Origin of the sequence: Pseudalkalibacillus decolorationis, assembly GCF_024609785.1 — a bacterium.
GTDB classification, from domain to species: Bacteria; Bacillota; Bacilli; order Bacillales; family Fictibacillaceae; genus Pseudalkalibacillus; species Pseudalkalibacillus decolorationis.
Genome location: NZ_JANHJQ010000010.1, coordinates 88,874 through 114,610, shown reverse-complemented (window position 1 = coordinate 114,610; position 25,737 = coordinate 88,874). Strand labels below are relative to the sequence as shown.

Here is a 25,737-nt window from a genome sequence, read left to right as displayed (position 1 = left end):
TTTTCACTCTGATAAAATGAAAGGAACGTTACATATAATTAAGAAGGTGGACGAATGATTCTTATCCAAAATGACCGAATTCAAAATGAAATACCCGTACTGAATATTGCGATGCAAGAAAAATTCAATGAGCAACTTGCTACGGTTATTTTTTTGCATGGAATTACAAGCTCAAAGGAGCAAAATCTGTCGTATGCATATCTCTTGGCAGAAAAGGGTTACCGTACGCTGCTCCCCGACTTTCCATTACATGGGGAGAGAACGACTCAACAATCAAATGAAGAACTCCAATTTCAGTTTTGGGATATCGTTTTGCAGGGCATTGCTGAAGTGAAAATCATTGTAGATCATTATATAAATTTAGATCAGGTTGATTCGGCTCGAATCGGTGTTGCAGGTACTTCAATGGGTAGTATTACGATGTTCGGTGCTTTGACACAATACGATTGGGTGAAGACCGCCGTCTCACTAATGGGGACACCGTGTTACCAAGAATTTGCCGCATTTTTAATCAATACGATCCAAAGGGAAGGAAAGCAGATACCGTTTTCAGATGAACAGGTCAAAGAAAAGGTGGCCGGATTACGTCCGTTTGATCTCTCCAAAGATCCTTCCAGGTTATCAGGACGGCCATTATTAATATGGCACGGGCAAAATGACCAGGTAGTTCCATACGTGTTAACGAAGAATTTTTATGATTCGCTAATCGAAAACCAATCGATCAATGCTTCGAATATTGAGATGATTACAGACCCCCAATCAGGGCATAAAGTAACCCGTAAAGCTTGCCATACAACAGTCCAGTGGTTCGAGACGAAGCTTTAATAGTCCGATAAGGCAGTTAGGTTGTTGCAAGCCTTTTAAATTTTATAAAAATCGCCTCCCCACTTTTGCCTCGTATTTTGTATTTATAAGGTGAAGGGGGGTGAGACAATGGCAACAGCCGTAATGAATGACACTCGATTGTCTGTAACATTTGATGCTGGTATTGATCTTGAAGGCAAGCCTGTTTTTAAACGCAAAAGTTTCAACAACGTCAAGAGCAGTGCGACACATGATCAACTCTACAACATGATTCAAGCACTGTCACCACTACAGCAATATCCGGTTACACAGGTTGAACGTTCGAATTCATTTGATCTTAGCGCATAACCGATATCCAAATTTCAAAGAGGAAGGAGGAAGTATGAATGGCAAAGCAAATCGAATTACTTTTTGAAAATCTTGAAGGGAAAACGGTACGTATTTCTCTTGATCAGCCAGTCGAACCAACAGATCCTGCAGCGATTAATGCAGCAATGGACCAGATCCTTGCAGATAACGCATTGACATCATCTGGTGGTGATCTTGTTGCCAAAAAGGGAGCAAGAATTGTAGAGCGCAACGTGACCGACATTCAATTAGGATAATAGCTTGAATTTATTACAAGGAGTCAGTCTGATCGGAGGCTGGCTCCTTTTCATAAGTAAGAAAGTATAAAAGTTTGCGGCATGGATGTAATGTCCAGCTTCAGCGCCCAACCACTTGGATCACTTCAGGCCTCCTGCGGCGGCAACAGCCTCCTCGTCGGTCTTCCAGTGACCTTCGTGGCTAAGCAGGGCGCTTGCGCTTTTCTAATAACTAGGTAAGAAAACAAAAAAATGTTGCATAGATGTATTGTCTTGCTTCAGAAGGAGGGAAAGAGATGGAGCAATGGGTGAGTGTGCTTAGCGAGATCGGATTTCCGGTAGTTGTTACATTGTATCTACTTCACAGGATTGAAGCGAAGCTCGAAGCGTTGAACCAGTCCATTCAAGGTCTCCCTAACCAATTAAAAAGTTAATAAGATGTAGTTCAAAAAGTCCGGGATAAATAGCTATCGAATTTCTTCGTTACTCGATCTGCTCCGGACTTGCACAGGACGTGCTGACTTCGACGTTTTCACAGGACGTGAAGTACTTAGTCGAAGTTCCATATGTACCTGCGTCTACAAGCGTATTCTTGGAAGTAAGCTTCCTCGGTACAACTCGTAGTATTTATGCAAGTACCGCTCGTCGTTCCGGTCCTCCAGATTCTCGTGCCTCGAACTTCTCGGCTCTTTATGTCCTCCTTTTTGAACACACACTAATGCGAAATATTTTATGTCCTTCTTCCGTTCGGTTATACTAAACATAGAAACTGTAAACGAAAGGGGATTGTCATGGATCAAGAATTGAAAACGAAGTATATGGAAGCACTTGAAGAAGTAGAAGATCCTGAACTTGGTGTCGATATCGTTAATTTAGGATTGGTGTATGATACTGAACTTGAAGAAGGTGTATTAAAGGTAACGATGACACTAACTGCAATGGGCTGTCCACTTGCAGGGACGATAGCGAACGATGTTAAAAACGCATTAATTGATTTTGATGAAGTGAATGATGTGGATGTAAACATCGTCTGGAATCCGCCATGGACAAAAGATAAAATGTCCAGATACGCAAAAATTGCCCTGGGAATTCAATAAATCAATAGAAATCAATGAAGGCAGACTCATTTCGGGTCCGCCTTTTCTATTAGACGTTAAGAAAGTTTGATAAAATAATTAGAGTAAGACTTCACAAAGGTGGTGCTAATAAAATGGTAGTAGAGAGACGAACTCCTATTCAGATTGGTGAAGGGGTTAAACGTGTACTAACCTACACAATACATAAAAGTAGCGAACAATTAGCAGTTGAAAATACGACCAATCGCGTTCTTGCGGAGGATTTGGTTGCAGATCACGATGTTCCTCCGTTTGATCGATCCCCATATGATGGATTTGCTATTAGAGCCGAGGATACAGGTGAGGCATCCCAACACAATCCAGTGTTTCTAAAAGTTGTAGAAGAAATTGGTGCAGGAGAGGTGGCCGCTTCGACTGTTAAACAGGGCCAAGCTATCCGAATTATGACTGGAGCTGCTATCCCAAAGGGTGCAGATTCAGTCGCGATGTTCGAGGTTGTGAAGGAGCATGAACAAAACAGTGAACCAATGATTGAAGTAGCCCGCCGTTTTACGAAAGGACAAAACATCTCATATCGTGGAGAGGATACAACAGAGGGGACTACGCTTCTGAAGAAAGGAACGTTGATAACACCTGGCGTCATTGCACTCCTTGCGACATTTGGGTATGCGCAGGTTTCTGTTTACCAAAAACCTCGTATCGGCATTTTTGCGACAGGCACAGAATTACTCGATATCAGTGAACCACTACAACCTGGGAAAATTCGAAACAGCAATGCATATATGATCGCCGCCCAAGTAAAGGAAATGGGTGGTGAACCTGTTTATTTTGGTAAGTTAAAAGATGATTTTGATGCTTGTTTCGAAGCGATTTCCACAGCAATAGGAAAGGTGGATGCTCTGATTACAACTGGGGGTGTATCTGTTGGCGATTACGATTACCTACCTGCTATTTATGAAAAGCTTGGAGCAAAGGTTCTTTTTAATAAAATAGCAATGAGACCGGGTAGTGTTACAACCATCTCTGAATATGATGGGAAGCTTTTATTCGGTTTATCAGGAAACCCCTCCGCCTGTTTTGTCGGTGGCGAATTATTTATTAGACCATTTATTAAACAATCACTTGGATCCACGCCCTTCCTTTCCAAGACAAAAGCTGTCTTACAGAGCAACTTTCCAAAAGCGAACCCTTTTACGAGACTTGTCCGGAGTAAGGTGCAATTTAAGCCTACAGGAATTTTCGTAAAACCAACAGGATTGGATAAGTCGAGCTCAGTCACTTCTATTGCAGAAGCGAATGCATTTATCGTCCTACCTGGGGGAACGAGAGGATTTGAAGAGGGAGCGGAAGTGGATGTGCTCCTCTTTGAATCTGAAAGTGAGCATAACCCTTGGATCAACTAATTTCATCTATTCCAATCGTACAAGTGGTTGGATTTAAAAACTGTGGAAAAACTTCCATCATCGAAAATGTGGTGAGTTCGTTGGGGAAGAAAGGAATTGGCGTTGGCGTTATCAAGCACCATGGACATGGCGGAAGTCCTGACTCAATTGACCAAGAGGGTACCGATACCCATCGCTTTCAACAGGCTGGAGCAGTGGTATCATCCGTCGAAGGTGAGGGGATCGTGCAACTGCAAATGCATATAGGAATAAACAATCCATTACCCTTATTAATATCGGTTTATCAGCAGTTGAATTCAGTTGATTTAATCATAGTAGAAGGGTATAAGGATGCGCCTTATCCAAAGGTGATTGTTTACAAGACCGCTTCAGAGATGAGTGAGCTGCTCGAACTGTCGAATGTTATTGGCTTGATCGGCCAATCGATGAGTGGGAACTGCGGTTTTTCAGTTCCGGAATTCTCCTTTCAAAAACCAGAGGCGTATATACGTTTTTTCGAAGAGTATATAAGACGGAGTTGAATACAAATGTTTACGATTATTAAAGAACCAATAGAAATCAATCATGTAATAGAAAGTGTTGTTCATCCTCATGCCGGAGCAATTAATACGTTTATCGGGACCGTTCGGGAATTAACTCATGATAAACGAACATTATATTTAGAATACGATGCATACATTCCGATGGCTGAAAAGAAACTTGAGCAAATTGGTGCCGAAATTCAAAAACGCTGGAACGATGCACGTGTTTCAATCATACACAGAATTGGCAGACTAGAAATCTCAGATGTGGCAGTTGTTATCGCGGTATCCACTCCACATCGAGCTGATTCATATACAGCAAGCCGATATGCAATTGAGCGGATAAAAGAAATTGTCCCCATTTGGAAAAAGGAGCACTGGGAAGACGGTGAGAGGTGGATCGGTGATCAATTAGAATCAACAGAATATCCACTTGGAAAACCGGGAAAGGAGCACTTAAATGATTAAGGTTTTACTTTTTGCAGGTTTACATGAAAAGGTCGGGAAAGGAGAGCTTTTCGTTGAGAAGGACTCAATTACCCTGACCGATCTGATCGAAGAATTAAAGAAAAATGAACCAAACCTTGAACTTTCGAATGTAATGGTAGCAGTAAACGAAGAGTTTGTGAATGAGCCAGACCACTCTGTACAAAAAGGTGATACGGTTGCATTGTTACCCCCTGTGAGTGGAGGTTAAGAGGAGGGTGGGTCATCATCTTTCTCTCCCTCCTGACAATCAAAGCAAAGAAGACCATCCACTAAGACAATCCCGTTAATAAACCCGTCAAGACAATAGATCGGTTTTTGACATTGTTTACATGGCCCTATGTATTCTTTCATACTATTTCATCCCCAATCAAAAAACAGAATAGGAAAGCATCACGAACACGCACCGATACTTATTCATTCTTTTAAGATAATAAAATCCCTTCCACATCGATTATACTTTTGACAGAATTCGTTTTTAAGTCTATATTCGTTCATGTGTGAAATTTTGTTCCACGTTAAGAAAGTATAAAAATACTTTCTATAGTATAAGCGCAACTACGGCGATCACCTGCGCTAAGGCTTGGTGCTAGCCAAGTTTTCTTTATTTGAGTTTAGGGTGAGGTTGTTTAAAGTGAAAAGAATCTATGAACTTATTCCAGTAACTTGTTTAGCATTTCTATACTTTTTTGGATTTGTAATTTGGTCTGAATTTTCCTTATATCAAGGGGTCCGAGCTCTCTTGTTATATTCCGGTAGTGTATTGGTTGCACTACACGTTCGACGGAATGATCTAAGCAAAGGGGCTTTAATTATGGGGCTCGGAATCATTTCACTTGGTCCACTTTACACTATGCATCTTGTGAACGAAGTCTCGATCGTTCCTTTTTTGCTAGCTGGACTTTGGCTGCAAGTATCGATCCATTACCTCGTTGATGGGGGGAGTGTGCTTACCGTTTCAAAAACGGATCCAAATCAGACTTTTTTAATAGGAACATGGGTAGCAGCTACATCCGTCCTCGGTGTGAACATCCTTTTTTACTATCCTGATGTGGTTTGGGTTTCCCGAATATTTGCCCTCATTGCTTTTGTAATCTGGGTATATTATATCATCCTTTCGATCAAACAACTTATATCTTTAAAAGGGCAGTTCAAAAAAGTGGCAGAGCTTCATGGTGGTATCCTGCTCTTAACTGTTTCTACTCAGTCAGTCGTAATTGTTTGTGACTGGGCATGGTCGCTTTCAATACTATTGGAAACTGTCTTTCTATATATTGGGGTATTCTTCTATCTAATCTGCTTGACTTTGCTAGTGATTCGGTACGGAAAATTCGATTGGAAAATAACAGCGGATTGGGCAAATACAAATTGCATTATCCATGGTGCCATCTCGATTACAGGTGTTGCATGGTTCAATTTGTCGGGTACCGTTTCAGGTTTGTTCGTCTTGTATTGGTGGGTAGGCTTTGCCCTTTTTATCATTGTAGAACTAATTGAGATGTTTAGAGCTGTGAAGCGGGTAAAGCTATTAGGTTTTCAAAAGGGCATTTGGGTTTACCATCCATCGCAATGGGCACGAGTGTTTACATTCGGAATGTTTTATTACCTGACTCTCTCTGTACTTGTTCTTCAAGGTCAAAGCCCGGTTGATCAGTGGATACAGAAAGCAGTCATTATGATACTAGGACCTGTAATTTTGATTATTACGATTCTTCAGCTACTTGTTATGCTGACTCAGACAATTACCTTTCAAAAGGAACCAGTAAAAGAAACGACGTAACCACTGAAAGTTAAATATAAGATCTGTTCTGATTACCAATTATAAAAATAGCAGGATGATTGGGCCAACAATGAAACAATAAATCGCGAAGTATTTCAAATTTCCCCGCTCCATAATTCCCATCAACCATTTTAATGAAAAGTAGGAAGCGATAAATGAAATGATAAATGCAACAAGGTATGGAATCAGTAATTGATCAAACGCAGGATCATACAAAATGTCATCAAAGCTGAGCAGCATGGTTCCAACACTAACGGGTATGTAGAGGAGGAAGGAATATCGAAGTGCAGTTTCTTGTTTCATTCCCCGAGTCATTGCAGCTACAATCGTTGCTCCAGACCGGCTTATCCCTGGAATCAACGCAATAGCTTGTGCAAAGCCAATAATCAAAGCATCTTTTATGGATAGGTCTTGATCCTTCTTTCTTCCACGAAGATTACGGATCATCCATAATGCGAGCCCTGTAATAATTAATGTAAATCCTATTATAGAGACTGTCTTTAAGTTCTCAGAGATCATATCTTCAAAGATCAAACCGAGTATCGCCGCCGGAAGCGTTCCTACAACCAAATAAACAATGAACATGAAATCTCCGCGATATTGCTTGTTCCGAGATTTCGTATAGGAGAGGCCATTCTTGGTTAAACGTATTAAATCAGTTCGGTAGATGACGAGTACTGCAAGTAATGAGGCGAAGTTCATAAATACTTCAAAACTCATGCCCTTCGGATGGACGCCTAGAAAATGTTCAGTAATGACAAGGTGACCACTAGAGGAAATCGGAATTGGCTCAGTAATCCCTTGAACTAGACCAAAAAAAGCATATGTAATCAATATAAGAAATTGTTCCATTAAAGAATTCCTCCATTAAAAGATTAGCATGATTAATTATTATATGTTTTAGAAAAAAAGTGAATTTAATATAACACGTTTCCTGATGATTGATAATAATTTGTCCTTACACATTTCTCATACTGGTTGAATATCATGATTGTATGAGGGGGGAAGGGCGTGTCTTACCGTAAGTTTATGCAGGCTTATAATGCACATAACCAACAATTGCAAAAGCATTGTAAGAAGCATCTTCATAAGCATGTTAATTGTCAAATGATGGATGGGAACGTTTACGAAGGTTATCTAGAGCATGTAGATAAGCAAAATATATACTTAATCGTTGAGGTATCTTATACACAACAGCCAAATCCGACGCAACAACACAATTCTCTAAAGGGTAAGCAAAATGACTCATCATATACGATGAATCAGCAAAGACAATATTATGGCTACGGTTATGGTTATCCATATCCTTACCCAAGACCTGGATTTGGTTTTCGCCGACTGATCTTACCACTCGCATTTCTGACAGCACTATCACTTGTCCCATATTAAAAAGAAGATAATCTATGATTGAAAGTCACCATGAAGGTGGCTTTTTTGCACGTATAAGTATAAAAGTTTGCTGTCTGTAATTCATATTTTTGACTGTGCTGGAAAACCTAATATCGGATACTGAAAATGATTGAAGGAGGAAATCGAATGGGTCAAAACAGGCAATTTACCCCTGGCCAAAAAGCTCCGAACAACGGTGTTTATGTTGAAATTGGTGAGACGGGAAGTACAGTGAATAACCCTAAGGAATTAAAAATGCATGCAGGAGATGAATTTCCCGAAACGAGTAATCATAATCGTAAGTGGACATACAAGCGGAAGCCTTAAGTCATTATTATATTTTAAGCGAAAGTGTGGGTCGGCTCATTATGAATATGGGTCGGCTTTTTGCTTTTAGTTCATGTGTCTTAGCTATTTTTTTAAAAAAAGTAACTTGAAGTCAAAGTAATTTACGATTAATATAATAATGAGACAATATTAAGAAAATTTAGAAAACGGAAAGGGGCCCGTATACTATTAAGTGTTTCTTAGATTACTCTTATTTGTCTTCTACATAATCAAAACTCCTCATAATAAGAGAATGTAAGTCTGCAGATGTTGCGAACAAATGCAAATGAGGGGGAGATGAAAATTGAACAAGGCGTCAATTAAAGGGGTATTTATTGTTATTTTGATTGCATTAATGGGGGTACTGGTAGCATGTAGTGAAAGTGCAACCGGTGATGGAAAGAAGAAGTTAGAAGTTATAACCGAAGCAGCTTATGCTCCATTTGAGTATATGGACGGTGACCAGATAGTCGGGTTCGACATTGATTTTATTGATACGGTAATGAAAGAAGCTGGGTACGACTATGAAGTGAAAAATATCGGATGGGACCCATTATTTGCGGAAATACAAGGGGAAAGAGCAGATATTGGTATTTCAGCGATAACGATTAATGAGGATCGGAAGCAAACGTATGATTTTTCAGTTCCTTATTTCGAGTCTACTAATATGATTCTTGTTCCAGAGGGTAGTGATATACAAGGAGCCGAAGATTTGAAAGGAAAGGTCGTAGCGGTTCAGAATGGAACAACTGGCCAAGCCGCTGTAGAAACCCTGTTTGGTACGAACCATGAAGATATTAAAAAGTTTGAAAACAATGTTCTTGCTATTATGGAGCTTGTTAAAGGTGGAGCAGACGCGGTTGTGGCAGATAATACGGTTGTCATCGAATATGTCAAAAACAACCCCGATAAGAAGCTAAAAGCAATAAAAGACCCTAACAGTTTCGATTCTGAGTTTTATGGTTTAATGTTTCCGAAAGATAGTGAGCTGAAAAAAGATTTTGATAAAGCCATAAAAGCAGTCATCGAGGATGGAACATATTCCAAATTATATAAGGAATGGTTTGGAGAAGAGCCAGATTTGAAAGCTTTAAAAGCCCAATTGAACAAGTAAACCTTTCGAATCAAACAATAAGAAATAGAAAGGTACATCAGCCCTTGGATACTTTTTGAACATCCTCTAGAAAGAGCCTCGTTTCAGTAGAAGTAGAATTTATTTGAGGTTCTTTCTAGGAACTTCGTTTTCAAGTTGTACATAGACAGAAAAGCGGTTGTACGAGTTACAAAAGGAGATGACATATGGAGTTTCGCTTTGATATTGTGAAGGAGTATGCCTATTTATTTTTAGAAGGGACCTTACTCACGATCGGCTTATCCTTAGCTGGTATTGTAATTGGACTTATTATGGGATTGTTTATCGGTATCGGAAAGTTATCCAAAAACAAGTGGATCAATATTCCACTCGATTGGTATATTACTTTTTTTCGTGGAACACCTTTATTTGTGCAAATATTACTCATACATTTTGGTGCTGTTCCGTTTATTATTGGTGATACGAATGCGATTTTTGCTGGGATTACTTCTCTATCCTTAAACGCAGCAGCTTATATTGCAGAAATCTTCCGTGCTGGGATCCAATCAATTGATAAGGGACAGATGGAGGCAGCTAGATCTTTGGGTATGAATCATTCAGAATCGATGCTTCATGTCATTTTGCCACAAGCCGTGAAAAGAATGATACCACCGCTTGGGAATGAATTTATTGTCCTTATTAAGGAATCTTCTTTACTCGCAATTATTGCCGTTCCAGAACTTATGTATTGGGGAAGGGCAATGCAAGGCCAATATTATCGCGTGTGGGAACCATACATTACAGTTGCCCTAATTTATCTTGTCTTAACTTTAACATTAAGTAAGCTATTAAACTTTGTTGAGAGAAAGTGGGCAACTGGATAAAGATTGTGAAAATGTCTTTTTTTCATTCTTAAGCGTTAAAAAGCTGACCCGGAATCTTAACGGGCCAGCTTTTTCGTAAACGTTTATTTTGTTGCTTCTGGATCTTTTATACCTGCTTCGCCAAGGATGAAAACGAATACTGAAAAGACAAGTCCAACGATACAAGCCGTTGTGAAATGATATTCTCCACCTTGCATAGAGCTTAAGACATAAAATGCCATATTTGTTAGTAAGAGCGACCAAATGATTGTCCAAATATAACGCATATTTTTTCACCTCTTCATGATATCTAACAATTATCCGCTTATATTGTAGCATAACTTCCATGCAAAGAACATTAAAAATGTGCCTCATTTTATATCCTAAACGCTATAAATGGGCGATATCCTCTCTCTATTTTGAATTTATTGCATACATTAACTTAGAGTCAACCTTTAAGGCGTGAATAGTATGAGTAAAGTGTCCTACCGAATGTTTGAAATAAATAATGAAAAAGGGATTATTCATCTACCTGAAAAACCGAATGGCTTTGCCGTTTTGATCATCGGTGATGTAAACCATTATGTGACAGACACGACAAGTTTCTGGATACAGCATCCCGAACGATCAATGTTTATTGGTAGTTTAACGGAATTGGGCTATACGGTTTTTTATTCAAATTTATTTGGACGTAATTGGGGGAATCCAAAAAGCCTTGATTTATTACATCGGATGTACCATTCGATTATAAAACAAGAAATAGTCAACCCTAAAATTCATCTTTTCAGCGAAGGAATGGGCGCTCTTACTGCACTTCGTTGGATAGACAGATATGAATCTTTAACAAGATCCGTTGCCTTCTTAAATCCATGCTTCAGCTTAAAGGTCCATGCAGAAGCCGTTAAAGAGCAAAAGCTATTTTATAAGCAGTTTCATAGAGAGGTCCGTCAGGCATATGGAATGAACGAGGATGAAGTTGATCAGCTGCTTCTTGAGGATAAGGGATTTGAACAATATCAATCCTCAATCCCTGTGAAAATTTGGCACTACACGCAGGGCACACCCTATTTGTTCCAACATCACAGCAGAGAATATGAAAAATATCGTGAGCAACTTGGTTTACCAATCTCGTTGACGTTACAACTACCAGGAAGAAGGATTGATTTTGCGAACAAACTGAAGTCCTTTTATCAACAATACGAAAAGATATTATAAAACGAAAATAGAAAAGGCAGGTCGATCCATAATATGGTTCGGCCTTTACCTAGTTTTAAGAAAAATGTTTTTGTTCAGAATTTCTATTTGGAAAATAGAATAGTATAAAGTTTACTATCATATTGGAGGGCCCTGTATTATGAAAAAAGTATTGATTACAGGAGTTGCAGGTGAAGTCGGGTATGCTTTATGTAATGAATTATTAGAATTAGGGATTGATGTATATGGAATAGATACTCCAAAGGATAAACATAATGAACGAATTGATTGGATTGGTCGTAATGCATTGTTTCACTTCATCCCAAAACCAATTGAAAAGGTAAATTGGAGTACAATGGAGCCAGTTGATGTTGTTTATCATTTCGCGCAAACCTATCCAAGTTCTAATCGACTTTCTGACTTGAAAATGGTGATTGCAAAGCATCGGAAAAATAGTGAGAAGATTGCATCATATGCGGTTCACCATAATGCGAGGGTTATTCTTTTAAGTACAATCGAAGTATATGGAATGAGCCACAAGAGGATCACCGACACTACAAAGGCGAACCCGGCAAGTCTTTTCGGGGAGGTTTTGATGACAGAAGAAAACCTTTTAACCGAGCATATGAATGCTAATGGATCCAATTATTTGATTGTTCGAGTACCTTCAATCGAAGGACTTGAACATCCATTAGAAATCAACTATGGGAAAATTGATCAATCGGAACAAGCAGGAGTTTACAAACGTAATCGAGAATTTAATCAAAACTCAAGCTTAAATGTGAAAGATTTGCTTAAGCTATTAATTACTGCTGGAAACGCTAGTGATGTTACGGGTGTTGTACCAGTGCCAGGTAAGGAAGCTGTTACGGCTACCTATATTGTGGATAGTGATAAATATAAAGAATTATTAAACCATTCTAAACGTCAAAAATAAAGGATCAAGATAACTTATAAAAAATAAGTTGGATTTTATCGTTTTTTTGATATAAAATGGATATCGTTTATACTAGTTGTAGCTTGCCTGTTGAAGGAGGTACGGATGAAAATATTGAAGCCGTTCCTAATTGCACTATTGGTTTTTGCACTCACTGGTTGTCAAGAAGCACTCGGTAAAGGACAATTAAAGGGTACTGGATTGTTGATTGAAGATACAATCAATGACCAGGGTTGGGGGACAAAAGGGTATAAAGGTTTGCTTCAAGTGAAAGATCAATTTGAGACAGAGGTCTTTTATCGAGAAGAAATCAAGTCTAAGGAGCAAGTTCTAGAAGCCGTTCATCAATTTAAAAAAGATGGGGTGAACCTTGTCTTCGGACATGGGCAAATTTACGCACCCATTTTTCAAGAAATTAAAGCAGATTTTCCTAATCTTCATTTTGTGAGCTTTAATGGAATAGTAAGCGGTGATGGGATTACGAGTGTTCACTTTGATTCATATGCGATGGGATATTTTGCTGGTGTGTTAGCAGGAGCGATGTCTGAAAGTGGACAAGTTGGCATGATTGCGGCATTTCCGTGGCAACCTGAGGTAACAGGTTTTCAAGAAGGTGTAAATGTTTACAATCCAAACGCAGTAGCATCTGTACAATTTGTTAATAGTTGGAGTAACACGGAAAAAGCTATTGATATTTTGCGGAAAATGGAGAAGATGGGAGTAGATGTTTACTACCCAGCAGGTGATGGCTATACGATCCCTGTTATTAAAGAAGTAAAGGATCAAGGGGACTATGCGATAGGCTTTGTCTCGAATATGACCGATCTTGGTAAACAGACCGTTTTGACAAGTACAGTACAGCATGTCGATCTCTTGTATGTGAAAATTGCAAAACAGTTCGATAATGGAGAACTGAAATCTGGTAATCGTCACTATGATTTTCAAGATGGTGTGATCTCATTAGCACCATTCAGTGATGAGGTTCCTAAGAAATTGCAAAAGAAATTAAATAAGGCTGTTTCTGTTTATAAGGAGACTGGCAAACTTCCAGCACCATGAAAATGGAAATTTAAAAGGCAACGGAATGATTAACGGCGAAATTTAATTAAGGGGGGAAGAGTTATGGATCAGGAGAGAAATATGAGATTTATGCAAATTGCGATGATGCATTTGCCTGAAGCGAAACAAATGATTGAACAAAAAGGCATTGAGTTAACGATGGAAGACATTCAACCAATGTTAAATTTGTTAATGAATGTGATGAACGACGCATATGAGTTAGGAAAATCAGAAGCATCAGAAAATGAGTAGAATGCACTTATACTTATAATCGAAAGACTTGAGTAGATGGTTAAAATTCTGCTCAGGTCTTTTTTGCGCGTTTATGTATAAATCTCCAGCACTTGTATTACAAGTATAAGTATAAGTATAACTAAGGTAATCGCCGAGTTTTCTTTGCTGGACAATTTCGTTTTTTTGAATTAGAATTAGTACCAACTCATAATATAAGATACTAAGAATGTCATACAAAAAGGGGTAATGGAATGAATGCAGGTGTAATCGGTATTGGCAGATATGTCCCGGACCGTGTGATGACCAATGCAGACCTTGAAAAGATAGTTGATACTTCTGATGAATGGATTCGTACACGTACAGGTATAGAAGAAAGAAGAATTGCTGATAAAGAAATGGATACGTCTCATATGGCCGAACTGGCCGCTGACAATGCTCTAAAGGATGCAGAGATTGCTGCGGAAGAGTTAGATTTCATAATTGTAGCAACGGTAACAGGTGATCATGGATTTCCATCTGTAGCATGCTTAATCCAAGAACGGCTTGGCGCGAAAAATGCTGTAGCTATGGATGTTAGTGCTGCATGTGCAGGCTTTATTTATGGGATGATAACTGCAAAACAGTATATTGAAACAGGAGCCTATCAAAATATTCTCGTAATCGGAGTTGAAAAGCTTTCTAAGATAACCAATTGGGAAGACCGTAATACGGCGGTATTGTTTGGAGACGGTGCTGGAGCAGCAATTATTTCTCCTGTATCTGAAGGAAGAGGGATTCTCTCCTTCGATATGGGTTCTGACGGATCAGGTGCAAAACATCTCTTCCAAGATGGACCACTCCTTTATATGAATGGACGAGAAGTTTTCAAGTTTGCGGTCAGAAAAATGCCAGAATCCTCTCTTAAGGTAGTGGAGAAGGCTGGGCTCGTTAAAGAAGATGTGGATTTTCTTATCCCGCATCAAGCAAATATTCGAATTATGGAAGCCGCAAGGGAACGCCTAGGACTTCCTCCTGAAAAAATGGCCCGTACCATTCATAGGTTTGGAAATACTTCTTCATCATCGATACCAATTGCATTGGTGGAATCAGTTAAAGATGGTAAAATAAAAGAAGATGATGTAATTGTCCTCGTTGGTTTTGGTGGAGGTCTGACCTGGGGTTCAGTTGCAATTAAATGGGGAAAATAGTTTGTAAGGAGCTGGACAATACATGAGTAGACGAGTTGTGATTACAGGACTCGGCACAATATCGCCGCTTGGAAACGATGTTGAGACAACCTGGAAAAATATTATTGAAGGCAAATCCGGAATCGGAGAATTAACCCGCCGCGATAAAGAACAATTCCCAGCTAAAGTAGCAGGTGAAGCGAGTGAGTTCGATCCTGAACAATATGTGGACAGAAAAGAAGCAAGAAAAATGGATCGATTTTCACAGTTTGCAATTGCTGCTTCACTAATGGCTGTGAAGGATGCTGATCTAACCATTACTGAAGAACTTGCACCAAGAGTTGGTGTCTGGATTGGATCAGGTATCGGTGGAATGGAAACCTATGAACAACAATTTAAAGTGTTTATGGAAAAAGGACATCGGAGAGTCAGCCCGTTTTTCGTACCAATGATGATTCCAGACATGGCATCAGGGCAAGTTTCAATCGTTCTTGGGGCAAAAGGAATTAATTCTTGTACAGTAACAGCATGTGCTTCCGGAGCAAATTCGATTGGTGACGCGTTCAAAGCAATCCAACGTGGAGATGCGGATGTTATGGTGACTGGAGGAAGTGAAGCCCCTATTACAAGTATGGCACTTGCTGGGTTTTCATCTGCAAAAGCTCTATCAACGAATCCGGATCCACGTTCAGCAAGCCGACCGTTTGATGCAAACCGTGATGGCTTCGTAATGGGTGAAGGTGCAGGGATTTTGATTCTGGAATCACTTGAATCGGCACAAAAGCGTGGAGCTAAGATTTATGCTGAAATCTCAGGTTATGGAGCAACAGGTGACGCTCATCATATCACTCAACCAGCACCTGGTGGTGAAGGTGGGGTACGTGCAATGGATATTGCATTGAAAGATGCTGGAATCAGTCCTGAAAACGTAGATTATATTAATGCACATGGTACGAGTACGGATTACAATGATAAGTATGAAACGATGGCAATCAAAACGGTATTTGGTGACCATGCCAAAAAAGTTGCGATCAGCTCAACGAAATCAATGACCGGTCATCTATTAGGGGCAGCAGGTGGAATAGAGGCCGTATTTTCAATTAAAGCTATCCAGGATAACATCATGCCGCCAACCATCAATTATGAAACTCCTGATCCTGAATGTGATCTCGATTATATTCCGAATGAAGCTCGTAAATCAGAAGTAAACACGGTTATGAGTAACTCATTAGGTTTCGGTGGACACAATGTAGCACTTATCTTTAAAAAATACACAAACTAAATGACTACGAGAAACTACGGAATTCAACCTCCGTAGTTTTTATTTTTTACACGTTTGAAAGCTGGCTCATTTTGATTTGGAGCCAGTTTTCTTTATGACTTTTTTTATCATACATATATTATAGAAGAAACTCGTTATTTCCTTTATTTAAGTACGTCAACTCCTATAAATCCTATAGTTTAAATATACTTTAATTTAGTAATATATATACGGGTTCAACCATATAGTTAAATAAAATAGTGTACAAGCACTTGTATGGGGGATGAAAGATTTGATCTTTCGATTGTTTATCCTTATGGTCGGTTTTAGTCTTGCAGTTGCAGGTGGAGTCAGTTTGATCGCCTTTTTGAATTTAATTACGGCTGGACACGGCTTTATAAATTATTTAATTTTTGTGAGTGGTAGAACTGAATTTTTTTTATTCTTAATTGGACTTGCTTTGATTTGGGGTAGTATCTATTTGCCTTCTTTTAATTCGAAGTCTAAAAAGTAACCAATTGATAATCGGTGAATTTCTTCGTACCTGGAAAATGAAGTCTGAGTGGGACTGACGATATGTTGCAAATGTCGACGGAAAATCAGTTGGTTATGGAATAATTTAGCGAACCTCTGACTATACTGTTTTTAAATAAGTTAAGTAAACGTGATTGCTAACTTTTATTGAAAAACAGTAAATCCTGAAAAGTGAGGGGTATACATGTTGTATTTACGAGACGTTTGGGTAAATTGGTTCGAAGGAGAAGAGAACGGTTATAATGTTTGTGAATTTCACGAATGGCGTAAAGAGGATTTTATTGAATTACTCGACCAGGTTCCAATAGTCAAAATGGAATCATCATTACTTGACTACATAGAGAATGACTTGAGTGAATTACCGTTAGAACTGTTAGACGAGATTAAGAACAAAAGCTTCATTCGCAAAAATAATCAACGTGAACAAATTGAATATTGTTCGATCGCAACAGATGGAAAAAGCTGCTTAGTAATTGATACGATGGGTTATAAAATACCGATTCGAAAAAGCAGGATGATCCCTCGTCAAGAACAACTTGTTTACGAAATGGCAGAGGAGATTGATTCAAAACGATATACCTTTGATCCATTACAATCCATGAAGAAGGAATATCACATTTTATCTCCAGAACCTGTAAGTATGAAAGGTCTTACAAGAAGAGAGAGACAGCTTAAGCAACTACTATTTATGGCTCTTGATCAAATGTATTCGACGGGAAATACTTCTGAGGTAAGATACTGGTACACAGAATGGTTACCAGAGAAGTATTCTGACATTCAAGTGATGAGTTTTGAAGAAGCGTGGCGGGCACTTTATCGAGAAGTCTCTCATGGATGGACATTCAAGCATCAAACCATTTGTGAACGATTAATTAAAGGACAACCCTATTTTGAAAAGATTTGGGAGCTCGAAAAAGGAACCCATGTCAATTAAAGAAAGAGATGATCCATTGTCAATGGATCATCTCTTTCTAGTTTCAATCAGAATTATTGATTCCGTGTTTCTTTAATTCCGCCGCTTTCTTTCTAATCCCATTGCACGTTCTGCTTTCGCGAGCATTTTATTGGCTGCTCGGGTGGCCTTTTCTGCACCGTGGTCAAGGATATCATCTAACGTTTCGGAATCAAGAAGCTCATAGTAACGTTCTTGAATCGGCAGCAATTGGTTGACGACGGCATCAGCAACACCTTCTTTAAAGTCACCGTAACCTTTCCCTTCATAGTGTTGCACTAATTCTTCAATTGATTTATCTGAACATAACGAATGGATCGTTAGGAGGTTAGATACTCCTGGCTTATTTTCTTCATCATAGTTTACACTGGATTCAGAATCTGTTGTTGATCGCTTTATTTTCTTTCGAATCGTCTTTTCATCATCAAGCATCGATATAACGCTATTTATGTTTTCATCTGATTTACTCATTTTTTTTGTCGGTTCCAGCAGACTCATAATCTTCGCTCCGACTTTCGGGATATGAACTTCCGGGATGGTGAAAATATCGTTGTATTGGTTGTTAAATCGTTCAGCAAGATCTCTTGTTAGTTCAAGGTGTTGCTTTTGGTCTTCACCTACTGGTACTATGTCCGTCCCATAAAGAAGGATATCTGCTGCCATAAGTGGGGGATACGTTAAAAGGCCGGAAGAAACAGAACCCCGTTTTTTCGATTTATCTTTAAATTGTGTCATTCTTTCCAGTTCACCAATGTAGGAAATGCACTGTAACATCCACCCCAATTTCGTGTGTGCTGATACTTCAGATTGGATGAATAGTGTTGCTTTTTCTGGATTGATTCCAATAGCTAAATAAAACGCTGCAAGTTTCCTGCTGTTTTCTCTAAGCTCGATTTTGTCTTGTGGGACGGTTATCGCATGTTGATTCACGACACAAAAATAACAATCATGCTCATCCTGATACGCTACAAAGTGTTTAAATGCACCAAGGTAATTTCCGAGTGTTGGAAAGCCTGTAGGTTGAACTCCAGAAAAAATGGTCGCCATACTTACTCACTCCTTGTGATTTTTTAGAAAATAAAAAACGCGACATAATCACCCAATGTTGGGACGATTATACCGCGTTGCCACCCAGTTTATTCATTCATAGAAAAAAGAATCTCTCTGCTTTCTGCGTGTACATTTCGTAAGTACAGACAGAAGGTTCGTGATAACGTACGAACAAGAACGTCAAAGCCTACTATTACACATCGGTTCGGTTTGAATGCTCAGAAGTCCATTCGACTTACCCGTTATATCTGTTTACACCAGCCACAGACTCTCTAAAAAGACGAAATAAGTGTACTCTCTTCATCATCGCGCTATGTTCTTATATTAGTTGATAGTATATCCAAAAAAAAAGTGATTTGCAACTAAAATATTAGGAAGGAACTACCGATAGTGATTAAAAAACCGAGAAGCCCAGAAACGAGCAGGGATTCGGTAAATGTATATTCAAACGCTTCAGATGGAAGATCCATATACTCTACCTCATCCATCATTTTACCCATATTCGTTCCTTTCTTCATGAAACGACGGAAACTTAACGTAATTCCATCAAAAAAACCACCACGCGTTACAAACATCAATGCCCCCACCATAATATATAGTAAAGATACTACAAATACAGTATTGATTAGATATAGTATTGTCAACTGATCATAGTACACGTAGGAAATGATTACAGATACAACTAAAATTGATACAAAAAATAGAAATGAGCGCTTTATAAAGTCCATTTTGTCACCTCAAGACGATAATACACGAATTAAGTAGAAGAAGGCAATCGACTTTACAAGAGATACCCCCATGTAATAAATCAGAATATTTATTATGTAATGAATAATGCATACCATATACATATTTGATGACCATACAGGCGTGTTGTACAGGGCTCCAGGATGAATGATATACATCTTGATCAATCCTTAAGCACCGAAGTCCTATTTTACGTTGATTACAATATAGGAATAAAGTCCTATTTTTTGTTATGAAAGCGTAATCATTATAGGCTTTTTGTAAATTTTCTAAAAAAAGTGAATGCAAAATTATGTGAATACTTGTATAATCGTAAATGTGGACGAAATACTTAAATAATCTGACAATTATTAAAGGACAACGTTCATGCAAATTCAACAACATTTTAGGGGAGGTCATTAAGACATGAGAAAGTCAAAATGGTCATTGCTTATGACACTAGTATTAGTGCTGAGCATGTTCCTCGCAGCTTGTAGCGGCGGTGGCGATAGTGCTGGCGACGACAAAGGCGGCGACGGAGGAGATAGTGGAGATAAAGGAAGTAGTGAGCCACAAGTACTAAATATTATTGACAGTGCAGAGATTCCCACAATGGACACAGTTATGGGAACAGACGAAGTTGCATTCCAGGTTATGAATGGAGTGTTTGAAGGTCTTTATCGTCTTGGTAAAGATAACAAGCCTGTACCTGGTGTTGCAAAAGATCACACAGTAAGTGACGATCAAACGGTTTATACATTTAACCTACGCGAAACAAAGTGGTCAAATGGTACACCTGTTACTGCACACGATTTTGTATATTCTTGGAGAAAAACTGTAGATCCAGCAACTGCTTCACAATATGCATTTATTATGAGCCCAGTCAAAAACGCTACTGCAATTAGTAACGGCGAAATGAAGCCAGAAGAATTAGGTGTTAAAGCGATTGATGATTATACATTAGAAGTAACGCTTGAACGTCCAGCTCCGTTCTTCTTAAGCTTAACAACTTTTGCAACGTTCTTCCCGCAAAATCAAGAATATGTCGAGTCTCAAGGTGATAACTACGCACTTGAAGACGATACAATGATATACAACGGTCCTTTCACCCTAACAAACTGGGAACACGAAGAGGGCTGGGTACTAAAGAAGAACCCTGATTATTGGGATGCTGAAACAGTACAATTAGATAAAATTAATGTAAAGGTTGTAAAAGACCCAGCAACAGGTGTAAACCTTTACGAAACTGGAAAAATTGATCGTGTAGGATTATCAGCAGAATACGTAAACAAATACAAAGACCACCCAGACTTTAAGCAGTATGGTGAACCAACAATCTTCTGGTTCAAATACAACCAAACTCGTTCAGAAGCATTAGCAAACGTTGATATTCGTAAAGCCATAAGTATGGCAATCAACAAGGAAGACCTTGTTAACGTTATCTTGAATGATGGATCAATCCCTGCATACTATTCAGTACCGAAGGATTTTGTTAACCATCCGAAAACGGGTGAAGATTTCCGTGCTAAAAACGGTGACATGCTTAAGTATGACGTTGAAAAAGCGCAAGAACATTGGAAAAAAGGATTAGAAGCACTAGGAAAAGACAAAATTACACTTGAAATTCTAGGTGGAGACACTGAAACGTCTAAGAAAATGCAAGCATACTTCAAGTCACAGTTAGAAGAAAACCTAAAAGGCTTAACAATTGAACTGAAGGGTGTACCATTTAAGCAACGTCTAGAGCTTGATAACAACCAGGATTATGATATCCAGTTTGCTGGCTGGGGTCCTGACTATCAAGATGCAATGACTTTCGTTGACCTTTGGGTAAGTGACGGTGGACATAACAAAATGGGTTATTCTAATCCAGAATACGATGCGCTTGTAGAAGCTGCAAAAACGGAACTAGCTGATAAGCCGGTTGAACGTTTTGAAGCAATGCAAAAAGCTGAGAAAATCTTATTAGAAGAAGATGCTGCAATCGGACCGCTTTACCAAGAAGGTGCATCCCAGCTTTGGAAGCCATACGTAAAAGATGTTTACATCAACTCATTTGGTGCTAACTTCTCTTACAAGTGGGCATCTATCGAAGGTAAAAAATAATAACATCAAATGATTTAAGGGAGAGTATCAGGAGAGTATATGTCGTCCTGAATGACGTATACTCTCTTTTTCCCCTGTATTGAAATTGTTTTTTGAAAATAGAAAACCTTAAAAATTGATGATCTTTCAGCAGAAAAAATCAGATAAATAGAAGACATACCTGGAGGTGGAGGAGTATGAAGGGTTATATAACAAAACGTGTGTTTTATATGATCATTACCCTATTACTCATTGCATCAGCGACATTTTTCTTAATTAAAGTTATGCCGGGTAATCCATTAAGTAACGCGGCAAAATTAACCGCTGAGCAAGAAGCTATTATACTCGAAAATTATGGACTTGATAAACCCGTTCCCGTGCAATATTTATTATATATGGGCAATGTATTAACAGGAGATCTTGGATTATCGTTTCAATACGATGGACGTGACGTTACCAGTTTGATTTTGAATCGGATCGGTCCTTCCGCGCAACTCGGTATTCAAGCTATTCTCTTTGGATCTGTAATAGGAATATTGTTAGGAATATTATCAGCTATTCGCTATAACACGATATGGGACTATGGATCTACCTTTATTGCAGTAATTGGAATATCGATCCCGAGCTTTGTTTTTGCAGCACTTCTTCAATATTATGTTGGAGTAAAGCTTCAATGGCTTCCTGTAGCATTTTGGGAAGGGTTTGAATATTCAATTCTACCAACGTTAGCATTGGCCGTGGGTGTGATCGCTGTGTGTGCGCGTTTCATGCGTACAGAAATGCTTGAAGTATTGGGACAAGAGTATATTACCACTGCAAGAGCAAAAGGAGTTAGTGGGTTCAGTGTAATCTTTAAACACGCAGTTCGTAATTCGATGATTCCTTTAATAACGATTCTCGGACCTCTTACAGCTGCTTTAATGACGGGTACACTTGTTATTGAAAAAATCTTTGCAGTTCCTGGTCTTGGTGAGCAATTCGTACTTTCAATAACGACGAATGACTACCCTGTTATTATGGGTACAACACTATTTTTTTCATTTTTCTTGATTTTAACAATTTTAATTGTCGATATTTTATACGGTGTTATTGATCCGCGAATCCGTCTGTCAGGGGGGAAAGAATAATGAGCAAAAGAGAAGAACATGTCACAGAAGAATTATTTCAACCTGCTCATATTGATAGTGGTAAGAGTGAGGAAATCGCTGCCCCTAGTTTAAGTTTTGGGCAAGACGCCTGGAGGAGCATGAGAAAGAATAAGGCTGCTATTTTCGGTATTATTGTACTCATAGCTCTAACTTTTTTAGCGATTTTCGGACCAATGATAGGAAAATACGACTTTGCTTCTCAAGATTTGAGTCGTGCTAACTTACCTCCTAGAGTTCCAGTTCTCGAGGACTTTGGAATTATGGATGGTACCGACGAAATGGGCAATAACGTTTACGAGTTTAAAGGGGTGAAAGACCAGTACTTCTGGCTTGGAACCGATGGGCTCGGACGTGACATGTGGTCCCGTATTTGGCAAGGAACAAGAATATCTTTATTTATTGCACTCCTTGCTGCCGCGATTGATTTATTAATTGGCGTTGTTTATGGAGGAATTTCCGCTTATTATGGCGGAAGAGTCGATAATGTTATGCAACGTATCGTTGAGATTTTAATTGGTATTCCAAACCTTGTGTTGGTTATCTTAATGATCCTCGTCCTGGACGCCGGGATAACATCGATTATTATTGCCTTGACGATTACCGGGTGGATAGGAATGTCGAGAATTGTCCGGGGACAAATGCTTAAATTGAAAAATCAGGAATTTGTTTTAGCTTCACGAACACTTGGTGCTACTGATAACAAGATTATTACGCAGCATCTAATTCCGAATGTATTAAGTGTAATAATCATCAACACGATGTTTACAATTCCAACAGCGATTTTCTTTGAGGCATTCCTAAGCTTTATCGGTTTAGGTTTACAACCACCGATTGCTTCACTTGGAACATTAATAGAAGATGGGTATAGAAATATGCAGATTTTCCCGCATTTGATGATATATCCTTCGATTATTATTAGTTTAATTATGATTGCATTTAATATTGTGGCAGATGGATTGCGTGACGCACTCGATCCGAAGATGAGAGACTAGATGAAGGTGGGTGAAGAGGTTGGAAAAGATTTTAGAATTAAAGAACTTACATGTTTCCTTTGATACGCATGGTGGCGAGGTTGAAGCAGTCCGTGGTGTAAGCCTCGATCTTAAAAAAGGTGAAACACTAGCGATCGTTGGTGAATCAGGTTCAGGTAAATCTGTAACTTCCAAAAGTATCATGAGGTTGATTCCGAACCCGCCGGGTCGCATTAAAGAAGGGGAAATCCTTTTTGCTGGAAAAGATTTAGCTAAATTGAACGAACGTCAAATGCAGCAAATTCGAGGATCTGAAATCTCAATGATTTTCCAGGACCCGATGACTTCGTTGAATCCGACGATGACGATAGGAAAACAGATCATGGAAGGTCTAGTAATTCATCAGAGTATGTCCAAGACACAGGCGCGTGATCGGGCTATTGAACTATTAAAGTTAGTAGGTATTCCTAATGCAGAAGCGCGTGTTAAACAATACCCGCACCAATTTTCCGGCGGGATGAGACAACGTGTTGTCATAGCAATCGCGTTAGCTTGTAACCCGAAAATTTTGATTGCTGACGAACCAACAACAGCATTGGATGTTACGATTCAAGCGCAAATCTTGGACTTGATGCGTGACCTTCAAGATAAAACGGGTACTGCAATTATTTTGATCACACATGATCTTGGTGTTGTTGCAAATAGTGCACAGCGTGTCGCGGTAATGTACGGCGGACAAATTGTTGAAACAGGTACGGTAGATGAAGTATTCTATAAGCCGGAACATCCTTATACATGGGGATTACTCGCATCTATGCCGAAGATAGGATCTTCAGGTGAAGATGAATTGATTGCAATCCCAGGTTCTCCTCCAGATTTAAGTGATCCACCAAAAGGATGTCCATTCGCAGCACGTTGCCCACATGTGATGAAGGTTTGTGAAGACCATATGCCTGAGTACACAGAGTTATCAGGTACACAGAAGACAGCTTGCTGGCTGTTGGACGAAAGAGCACCTAAAGTGGAAAAGCCTGAAGCGGCAATAGTTGGAGGTGCGAAATAATGGCAACTAGAGAAAAATTAGTCGAAGTGAAAAATTTAAAAAAATATTTTAATATGGGTAAAGGTCAACAGTTGAAAGCTGTTGATGACATATCTTTTGATATTTATAGAGGTGAAACACTCGGTCTCGTTGGGGAATCTGGATGTGGAAAGTCCACAACTGGCCGTACGATTATCCGCCTTTATGGTGCTTCTGGTGGAGAAGTAACCTTTGATGGTGAAGATGTTCATGGGAAAAAATCAAAAGCGAAATTAAAGCAATTCAACAGAAAGATGCAAATGATCTTCCAAGATCCATATGCATCATTGAATCCACGGATGATCATCAAGGATATCATTGCAGAAGGTATCGACATTCATGGATTAGCGAAGTCGAAGGAAGAACGATTGGAAAAGGTTCATGAATTACTTGAAACAGTCGGATTAAATAAAGAGCACGCTGGTCGTTATCCCCATGAATTTAGTGGTGGTCAGCGTCAGCGTATTGGAATTGCTCGTGCATTAGCAGTAGATCCTGAATTTATTATTGCGGACGAGCCAATCTCAGCCTTGGATGTATCAATTCAGGCTCAGGTCGTTAACTTGATGCAAAAGCTTCAAAAAGAACGTGGATTAACGTATCTCTTTATTGCCCATGACCTTTCCATGGTTAAGCACATTAGTGACCGTGTTGGGGTTATGTACCTCGGTAATATGGTTGAGCTAACAGCTAGTGACGATTTATACAATGAGCCGTTGCATCCTTATACGCAAGCATTACTGTCTGCAATCCCGGTCCCTGATCCGGAATTAGAGCGTAGCCGTGAAAGAATTATCCTTGAAGGTGATGTTCCGAGTCCGGTTTCACCACCGAGTGGTTGCCGTTTCCGAACAAGATGTCCACATGCAATGGATGTATGTGCAAAGGTCGTTCCTAAATGGCAAGAAGCCCGTGAAGGTCACTACGTTGCTTGTCACTTGTATGATGACGAATTAAAAGAAAGCTAAACGTATATCTTTGATAAAACGATCTCTTTTATAGGGGTCGTTTTATTTTCATTAAATACTCCATAT

The 25,737-nt window shown here is 39.1% G+C and carries 32 protein-coding genes and 1 other annotated feature; of the genes, 27 read left to right on the top strand and 5 right to left on the bottom strand.

The genetic code is table 11. The annotated features are described in order from the left end of the window. The first annotated feature begins 54 nt into the window (after positions 1-54). From NON16_RS11550 to moaD, 9 genes are all read left to right on the top strand, one after another. Positions 55-825, top strand: a complete 771-nt coding sequence (locus NON16_RS11550) for an alpha/beta fold hydrolase (RefSeq protein WP_257349187.1) — start codon at positions 55-57, stop codon at positions 823-825. Between the two features lie 108 nt (positions 826-933). Beyond that, positions 934-1,152, top strand: a complete 219-nt coding sequence (locus tag NON16_RS11545; RefSeq protein WP_257349185.1) for a DUF1659 domain-containing protein — start codon at positions 934-936, stop codon at positions 1,150-1,152. A 38-nt stretch (positions 1,153-1,190) separates the two neighbouring features. Then, on the top strand, positions 1,191-1,409 hold the full coding sequence (locus NON16_RS11540) for a DUF2922 domain-containing protein (RefSeq protein ID WP_257349184.1): 219 nt from the start codon (positions 1,191-1,193) through the stop codon (positions 1,407-1,409). Positions 1,410-1,684: 275 nt separating this feature from the next. Next, entirely contained in the window at positions 1,685-1,822 is a 138-nt protein-coding gene (locus NON16_RS11535; protein ID WP_257349183.1) for a YvrJ family protein, read from the top strand. Between the two features lie 357 nt (positions 1,823-2,179). After that, on the top strand, positions 2,180-2,485 hold the full coding sequence (locus NON16_RS11530) for a metal-sulfur cluster assembly factor (RefSeq protein ID WP_257349181.1): 306 nt from the start codon (positions 2,180-2,182) through the stop codon (positions 2,483-2,485). 113 nt (positions 2,486-2,598) lie between these two features. Next, positions 2,599-3,867 carry a molybdopterin molybdotransferase MoeA gene (locus NON16_RS11525; RefSeq protein WP_257349179.1) on the top strand — a complete coding sequence of 423 codons (1,269 nt, stop codon included), beginning with the start codon at positions 2,599-2,601 and terminating at the stop codon, positions 3,865-3,867. Beyond that, positions 3,855-4,388, top strand: coding sequence for a molybdopterin-guanine dinucleotide biosynthesis protein B (gene mobB, locus NON16_RS11520; protein WP_257349177.1), 534 nt, complete (start codon positions 3,855-3,857; stop codon positions 4,386-4,388). Before NON16_RS11525 ends, mobB begins: the two co-directional genes overlap by 13 nt. A 6-nt stretch (positions 4,389-4,394) precedes the next feature. Next, positions 4,395-4,856: a molybdenum cofactor biosynthesis protein MoaE gene (locus NON16_RS11515; RefSeq protein ID WP_257349175.1), complete on the top strand. Its 462-nt coding sequence runs from the start codon at positions 4,395-4,397 to the stop codon at positions 4,854-4,856. Then, positions 4,849-5,085 (top strand): molybdopterin converting factor subunit 1, encoded by a 237-nt coding sequence (gene moaD, locus NON16_RS11510; protein ID WP_257349174.1) that lies wholly within the window; start codon positions 4,849-4,851, stop codon positions 5,083-5,085. Before NON16_RS11515 ends, moaD begins: the two co-directional genes overlap by 8 nt. On the opposite strand, the gene NON16_RS11505 is transcribed toward moaD, so the two are convergent. Continuing rightward, the gene (locus tag NON16_RS11505) at positions 5,082-5,228 is read right to left on the bottom strand and encodes a hypothetical protein (RefSeq protein WP_257349172.1); all 147 of its coding nucleotides are present in this window, start codon (positions 5,226-5,228) and stop codon (positions 5,082-5,084) included. The two genes, moaD and NON16_RS11505, sit on opposite strands and share 4 nt — an antisense overlap. Positions 5,229-5,508: 280 nt before the next feature. On the opposite strand from NON16_RS11505, the gene NON16_RS11500 reads away from it, so the two are divergent. Further along, the gene (locus NON16_RS11500) at positions 5,509-6,654 is read left to right on the top strand and encodes a TDT family transporter (protein ID WP_257349171.1); all 1,146 of its coding nucleotides are present in this window, start codon (positions 5,509-5,511) and stop codon (positions 6,652-6,654) included. Positions 6,655-6,693: 39 nt separating this feature from the next. Here NON16_RS11500 and NON16_RS11495 read toward each other — a convergent pair whose 3' ends face one another. Further along, positions 6,694-7,506, bottom strand: a complete 813-nt coding sequence (locus tag NON16_RS11495; RefSeq protein ID WP_257349170.1) for an undecaprenyl-diphosphate phosphatase — start codon at positions 7,504-7,506, stop codon at positions 6,694-6,696. 159 nt (positions 7,507-7,665) lie between these two features. Between NON16_RS11495 and NON16_RS11490 the strand changes: the two genes are divergently transcribed. The 4 genes from NON16_RS11490 to NON16_RS11475 all read left to right on the top strand — a co-directional run bounded on the left by NON16_RS11490 (position 7,666) and on the right by NON16_RS11475 (position 10,326). Next, positions 7,666-8,043, top strand: coding sequence for a hypothetical protein (locus NON16_RS11490; RefSeq protein WP_257349169.1), 378 nt, complete (start codon positions 7,666-7,668; stop codon positions 8,041-8,043). Positions 8,044-8,190: 147 nt separating this feature from the next. Further along, positions 8,191-8,370 carry a YjzC family protein gene (locus tag NON16_RS11485; protein ID WP_257349167.1) on the top strand — a complete coding sequence of 60 codons (180 nt, stop codon included), beginning with the start codon at positions 8,191-8,193 and terminating at the stop codon, positions 8,368-8,370. A gap of 355 nt (positions 8,371-8,725) precedes the next feature. Next, entirely contained in the window at positions 8,726-9,484 is a 759-nt protein-coding gene (locus tag NON16_RS11480; RefSeq protein WP_257349266.1) for a basic amino acid ABC transporter substrate-binding protein, read from the top strand. A gap of 185 nt (positions 9,485-9,669) precedes the next feature. Then, complete coding sequence (locus tag NON16_RS11475; RefSeq protein ID WP_257349165.1) at positions 9,670-10,326, top strand: amino acid ABC transporter permease; 657 nt, start codon at positions 9,670-9,672, stop codon at positions 10,324-10,326. Positions 10,327-10,409: 83 nt separating this feature from the next. On the opposite strand, the gene NON16_RS11470 is transcribed toward NON16_RS11475, so the two are convergent. Beyond that, complete coding sequence (locus NON16_RS11470; RefSeq protein ID WP_257349164.1) at positions 10,410-10,592, bottom strand: YjzD family protein; 183 nt, start codon at positions 10,590-10,592, stop codon at positions 10,410-10,412. 184 nt (positions 10,593-10,776) lie between these two features. On the opposite strand from NON16_RS11470, the gene NON16_RS11465 reads away from it, so the two are divergent. From NON16_RS11465 to NON16_RS11430, 8 genes are all read left to right on the top strand, one after another. Further along, a complete protein-coding gene (locus NON16_RS11465; RefSeq protein WP_257349163.1) occupies positions 10,777-11,520 on the top strand; it encodes an alpha/beta hydrolase in 744 nt (247 codons plus the stop codon). Positions 11,521-11,659: 139 nt separating this feature from the next. Continuing rightward, positions 11,660-12,436, top strand: a complete 777-nt coding sequence (locus tag NON16_RS11460) for an NAD-dependent epimerase/dehydratase family protein (protein ID WP_257349162.1) — start codon at positions 11,660-11,662, stop codon at positions 12,434-12,436. 105 nt (positions 12,437-12,541) lie between these two features. Further along, the gene (locus NON16_RS11455) at positions 12,542-13,495 is read left to right on the top strand and encodes a BMP family ABC transporter substrate-binding protein (protein WP_257349161.1); all 954 of its coding nucleotides are present in this window, start codon (positions 12,542-12,544) and stop codon (positions 13,493-13,495) included. A gap of 63 nt (positions 13,496-13,558) precedes the next feature. Then, on the top strand, positions 13,559-13,747 hold the full coding sequence (locus NON16_RS11450; protein ID WP_257349160.1) for a ComZ family protein: 189 nt from the start codon (positions 13,559-13,561) through the stop codon (positions 13,745-13,747). Positions 13,748-13,980: 233 nt separating this feature from the next. After that, positions 13,981-14,916 (top strand): beta-ketoacyl-ACP synthase III, encoded by a 936-nt coding sequence (locus NON16_RS11445; RefSeq protein WP_257349159.1) that lies wholly within the window; start codon positions 13,981-13,983, stop codon positions 14,914-14,916. Positions 14,917-14,938: 22 nt separating this feature from the next. Then, the gene (gene fabF, locus NON16_RS11440; protein ID WP_257349158.1) at positions 14,939-16,177 is read left to right on the top strand and encodes a beta-ketoacyl-ACP synthase II; all 1,239 of its coding nucleotides are present in this window, start codon (positions 14,939-14,941) and stop codon (positions 16,175-16,177) included. A gap of 271 nt (positions 16,178-16,448) precedes the next feature. Continuing rightward, entirely contained in the window at positions 16,449-16,670 is a 222-nt protein-coding gene (locus tag NON16_RS11435) for a YuzI family membrane protein (protein WP_372508793.1), read from the top strand. A 204-nt stretch (positions 16,671-16,874) separates the two neighbouring features. Further along, a complete protein-coding gene (locus NON16_RS11430) occupies positions 16,875-17,624 on the top strand; it encodes a YjbA family protein (RefSeq protein ID WP_257349157.1) in 750 nt (249 codons plus the stop codon). A gap of 72 nt (positions 17,625-17,696) precedes the next feature. On the opposite strand, the gene trpS is transcribed toward NON16_RS11430, so the two are convergent. Continuing rightward, positions 17,697-18,689, bottom strand: coding sequence for a tryptophan--tRNA ligase (gene trpS, locus NON16_RS11425; protein WP_257349156.1), 993 nt, complete (start codon positions 18,687-18,689; stop codon positions 17,697-17,699). 56 nt (positions 18,690-18,745) lie between these two features. Then, positions 18,746-19,008, bottom strand: a binding site (T-box leader). 46 nt (positions 19,009-19,054) lie between these two features. Then, positions 19,055-19,420, bottom strand: a complete 366-nt coding sequence (locus tag NON16_RS11420; protein WP_257349155.1) for a DUF3899 domain-containing protein — start codon at positions 19,418-19,420, stop codon at positions 19,055-19,057. A gap of 424 nt (positions 19,421-19,844) precedes the next feature. Here NON16_RS11420 and NON16_RS11415 point away from each other — a divergent pair, with 424 nt between their 5' ends. From NON16_RS11415 to NON16_RS11395, 5 genes are all read left to right on the top strand, one after another. After that, a complete protein-coding gene (locus tag NON16_RS11415; protein ID WP_257349154.1) occupies positions 19,845-21,524 on the top strand; it encodes a peptide ABC transporter substrate-binding protein in 1,680 nt (559 codons plus the stop codon). Between the two features lie 176 nt (positions 21,525-21,700). Further along, complete coding sequence (gene opp3b, locus NON16_RS11410) at positions 21,701-22,630, top strand: oligopeptide ABC transporter permease (protein WP_257349153.1); 930 nt, start codon at positions 21,701-21,703, stop codon at positions 22,628-22,630. Further along, positions 22,630-23,643, top strand: a complete 1,014-nt coding sequence (gene opp3C, locus NON16_RS11405; RefSeq protein WP_257349152.1) for an oligopeptide ABC transporter permease — start codon at positions 22,630-22,632, stop codon at positions 23,641-23,643. Before opp3b ends, opp3C begins: the two co-directional genes overlap by 1 nt. Positions 23,644-23,662: 19 nt before the next feature. Further along, a complete protein-coding gene (locus NON16_RS11400) occupies positions 23,663-24,685 on the top strand; it encodes an ABC transporter ATP-binding protein (RefSeq protein ID WP_257349151.1) in 1,023 nt (340 codons plus the stop codon). Beyond that, positions 24,685-25,671, top strand: a complete 987-nt coding sequence (locus NON16_RS11395) for an ABC transporter ATP-binding protein (protein WP_257349150.1) — start codon at positions 24,685-24,687, stop codon at positions 25,669-25,671. The genes NON16_RS11400 and NON16_RS11395 overlap by 1 nt, the downstream gene beginning before the upstream one ends. The last annotated feature ends 66 nt before the right edge of the window (positions 25,672-25,737 follow it).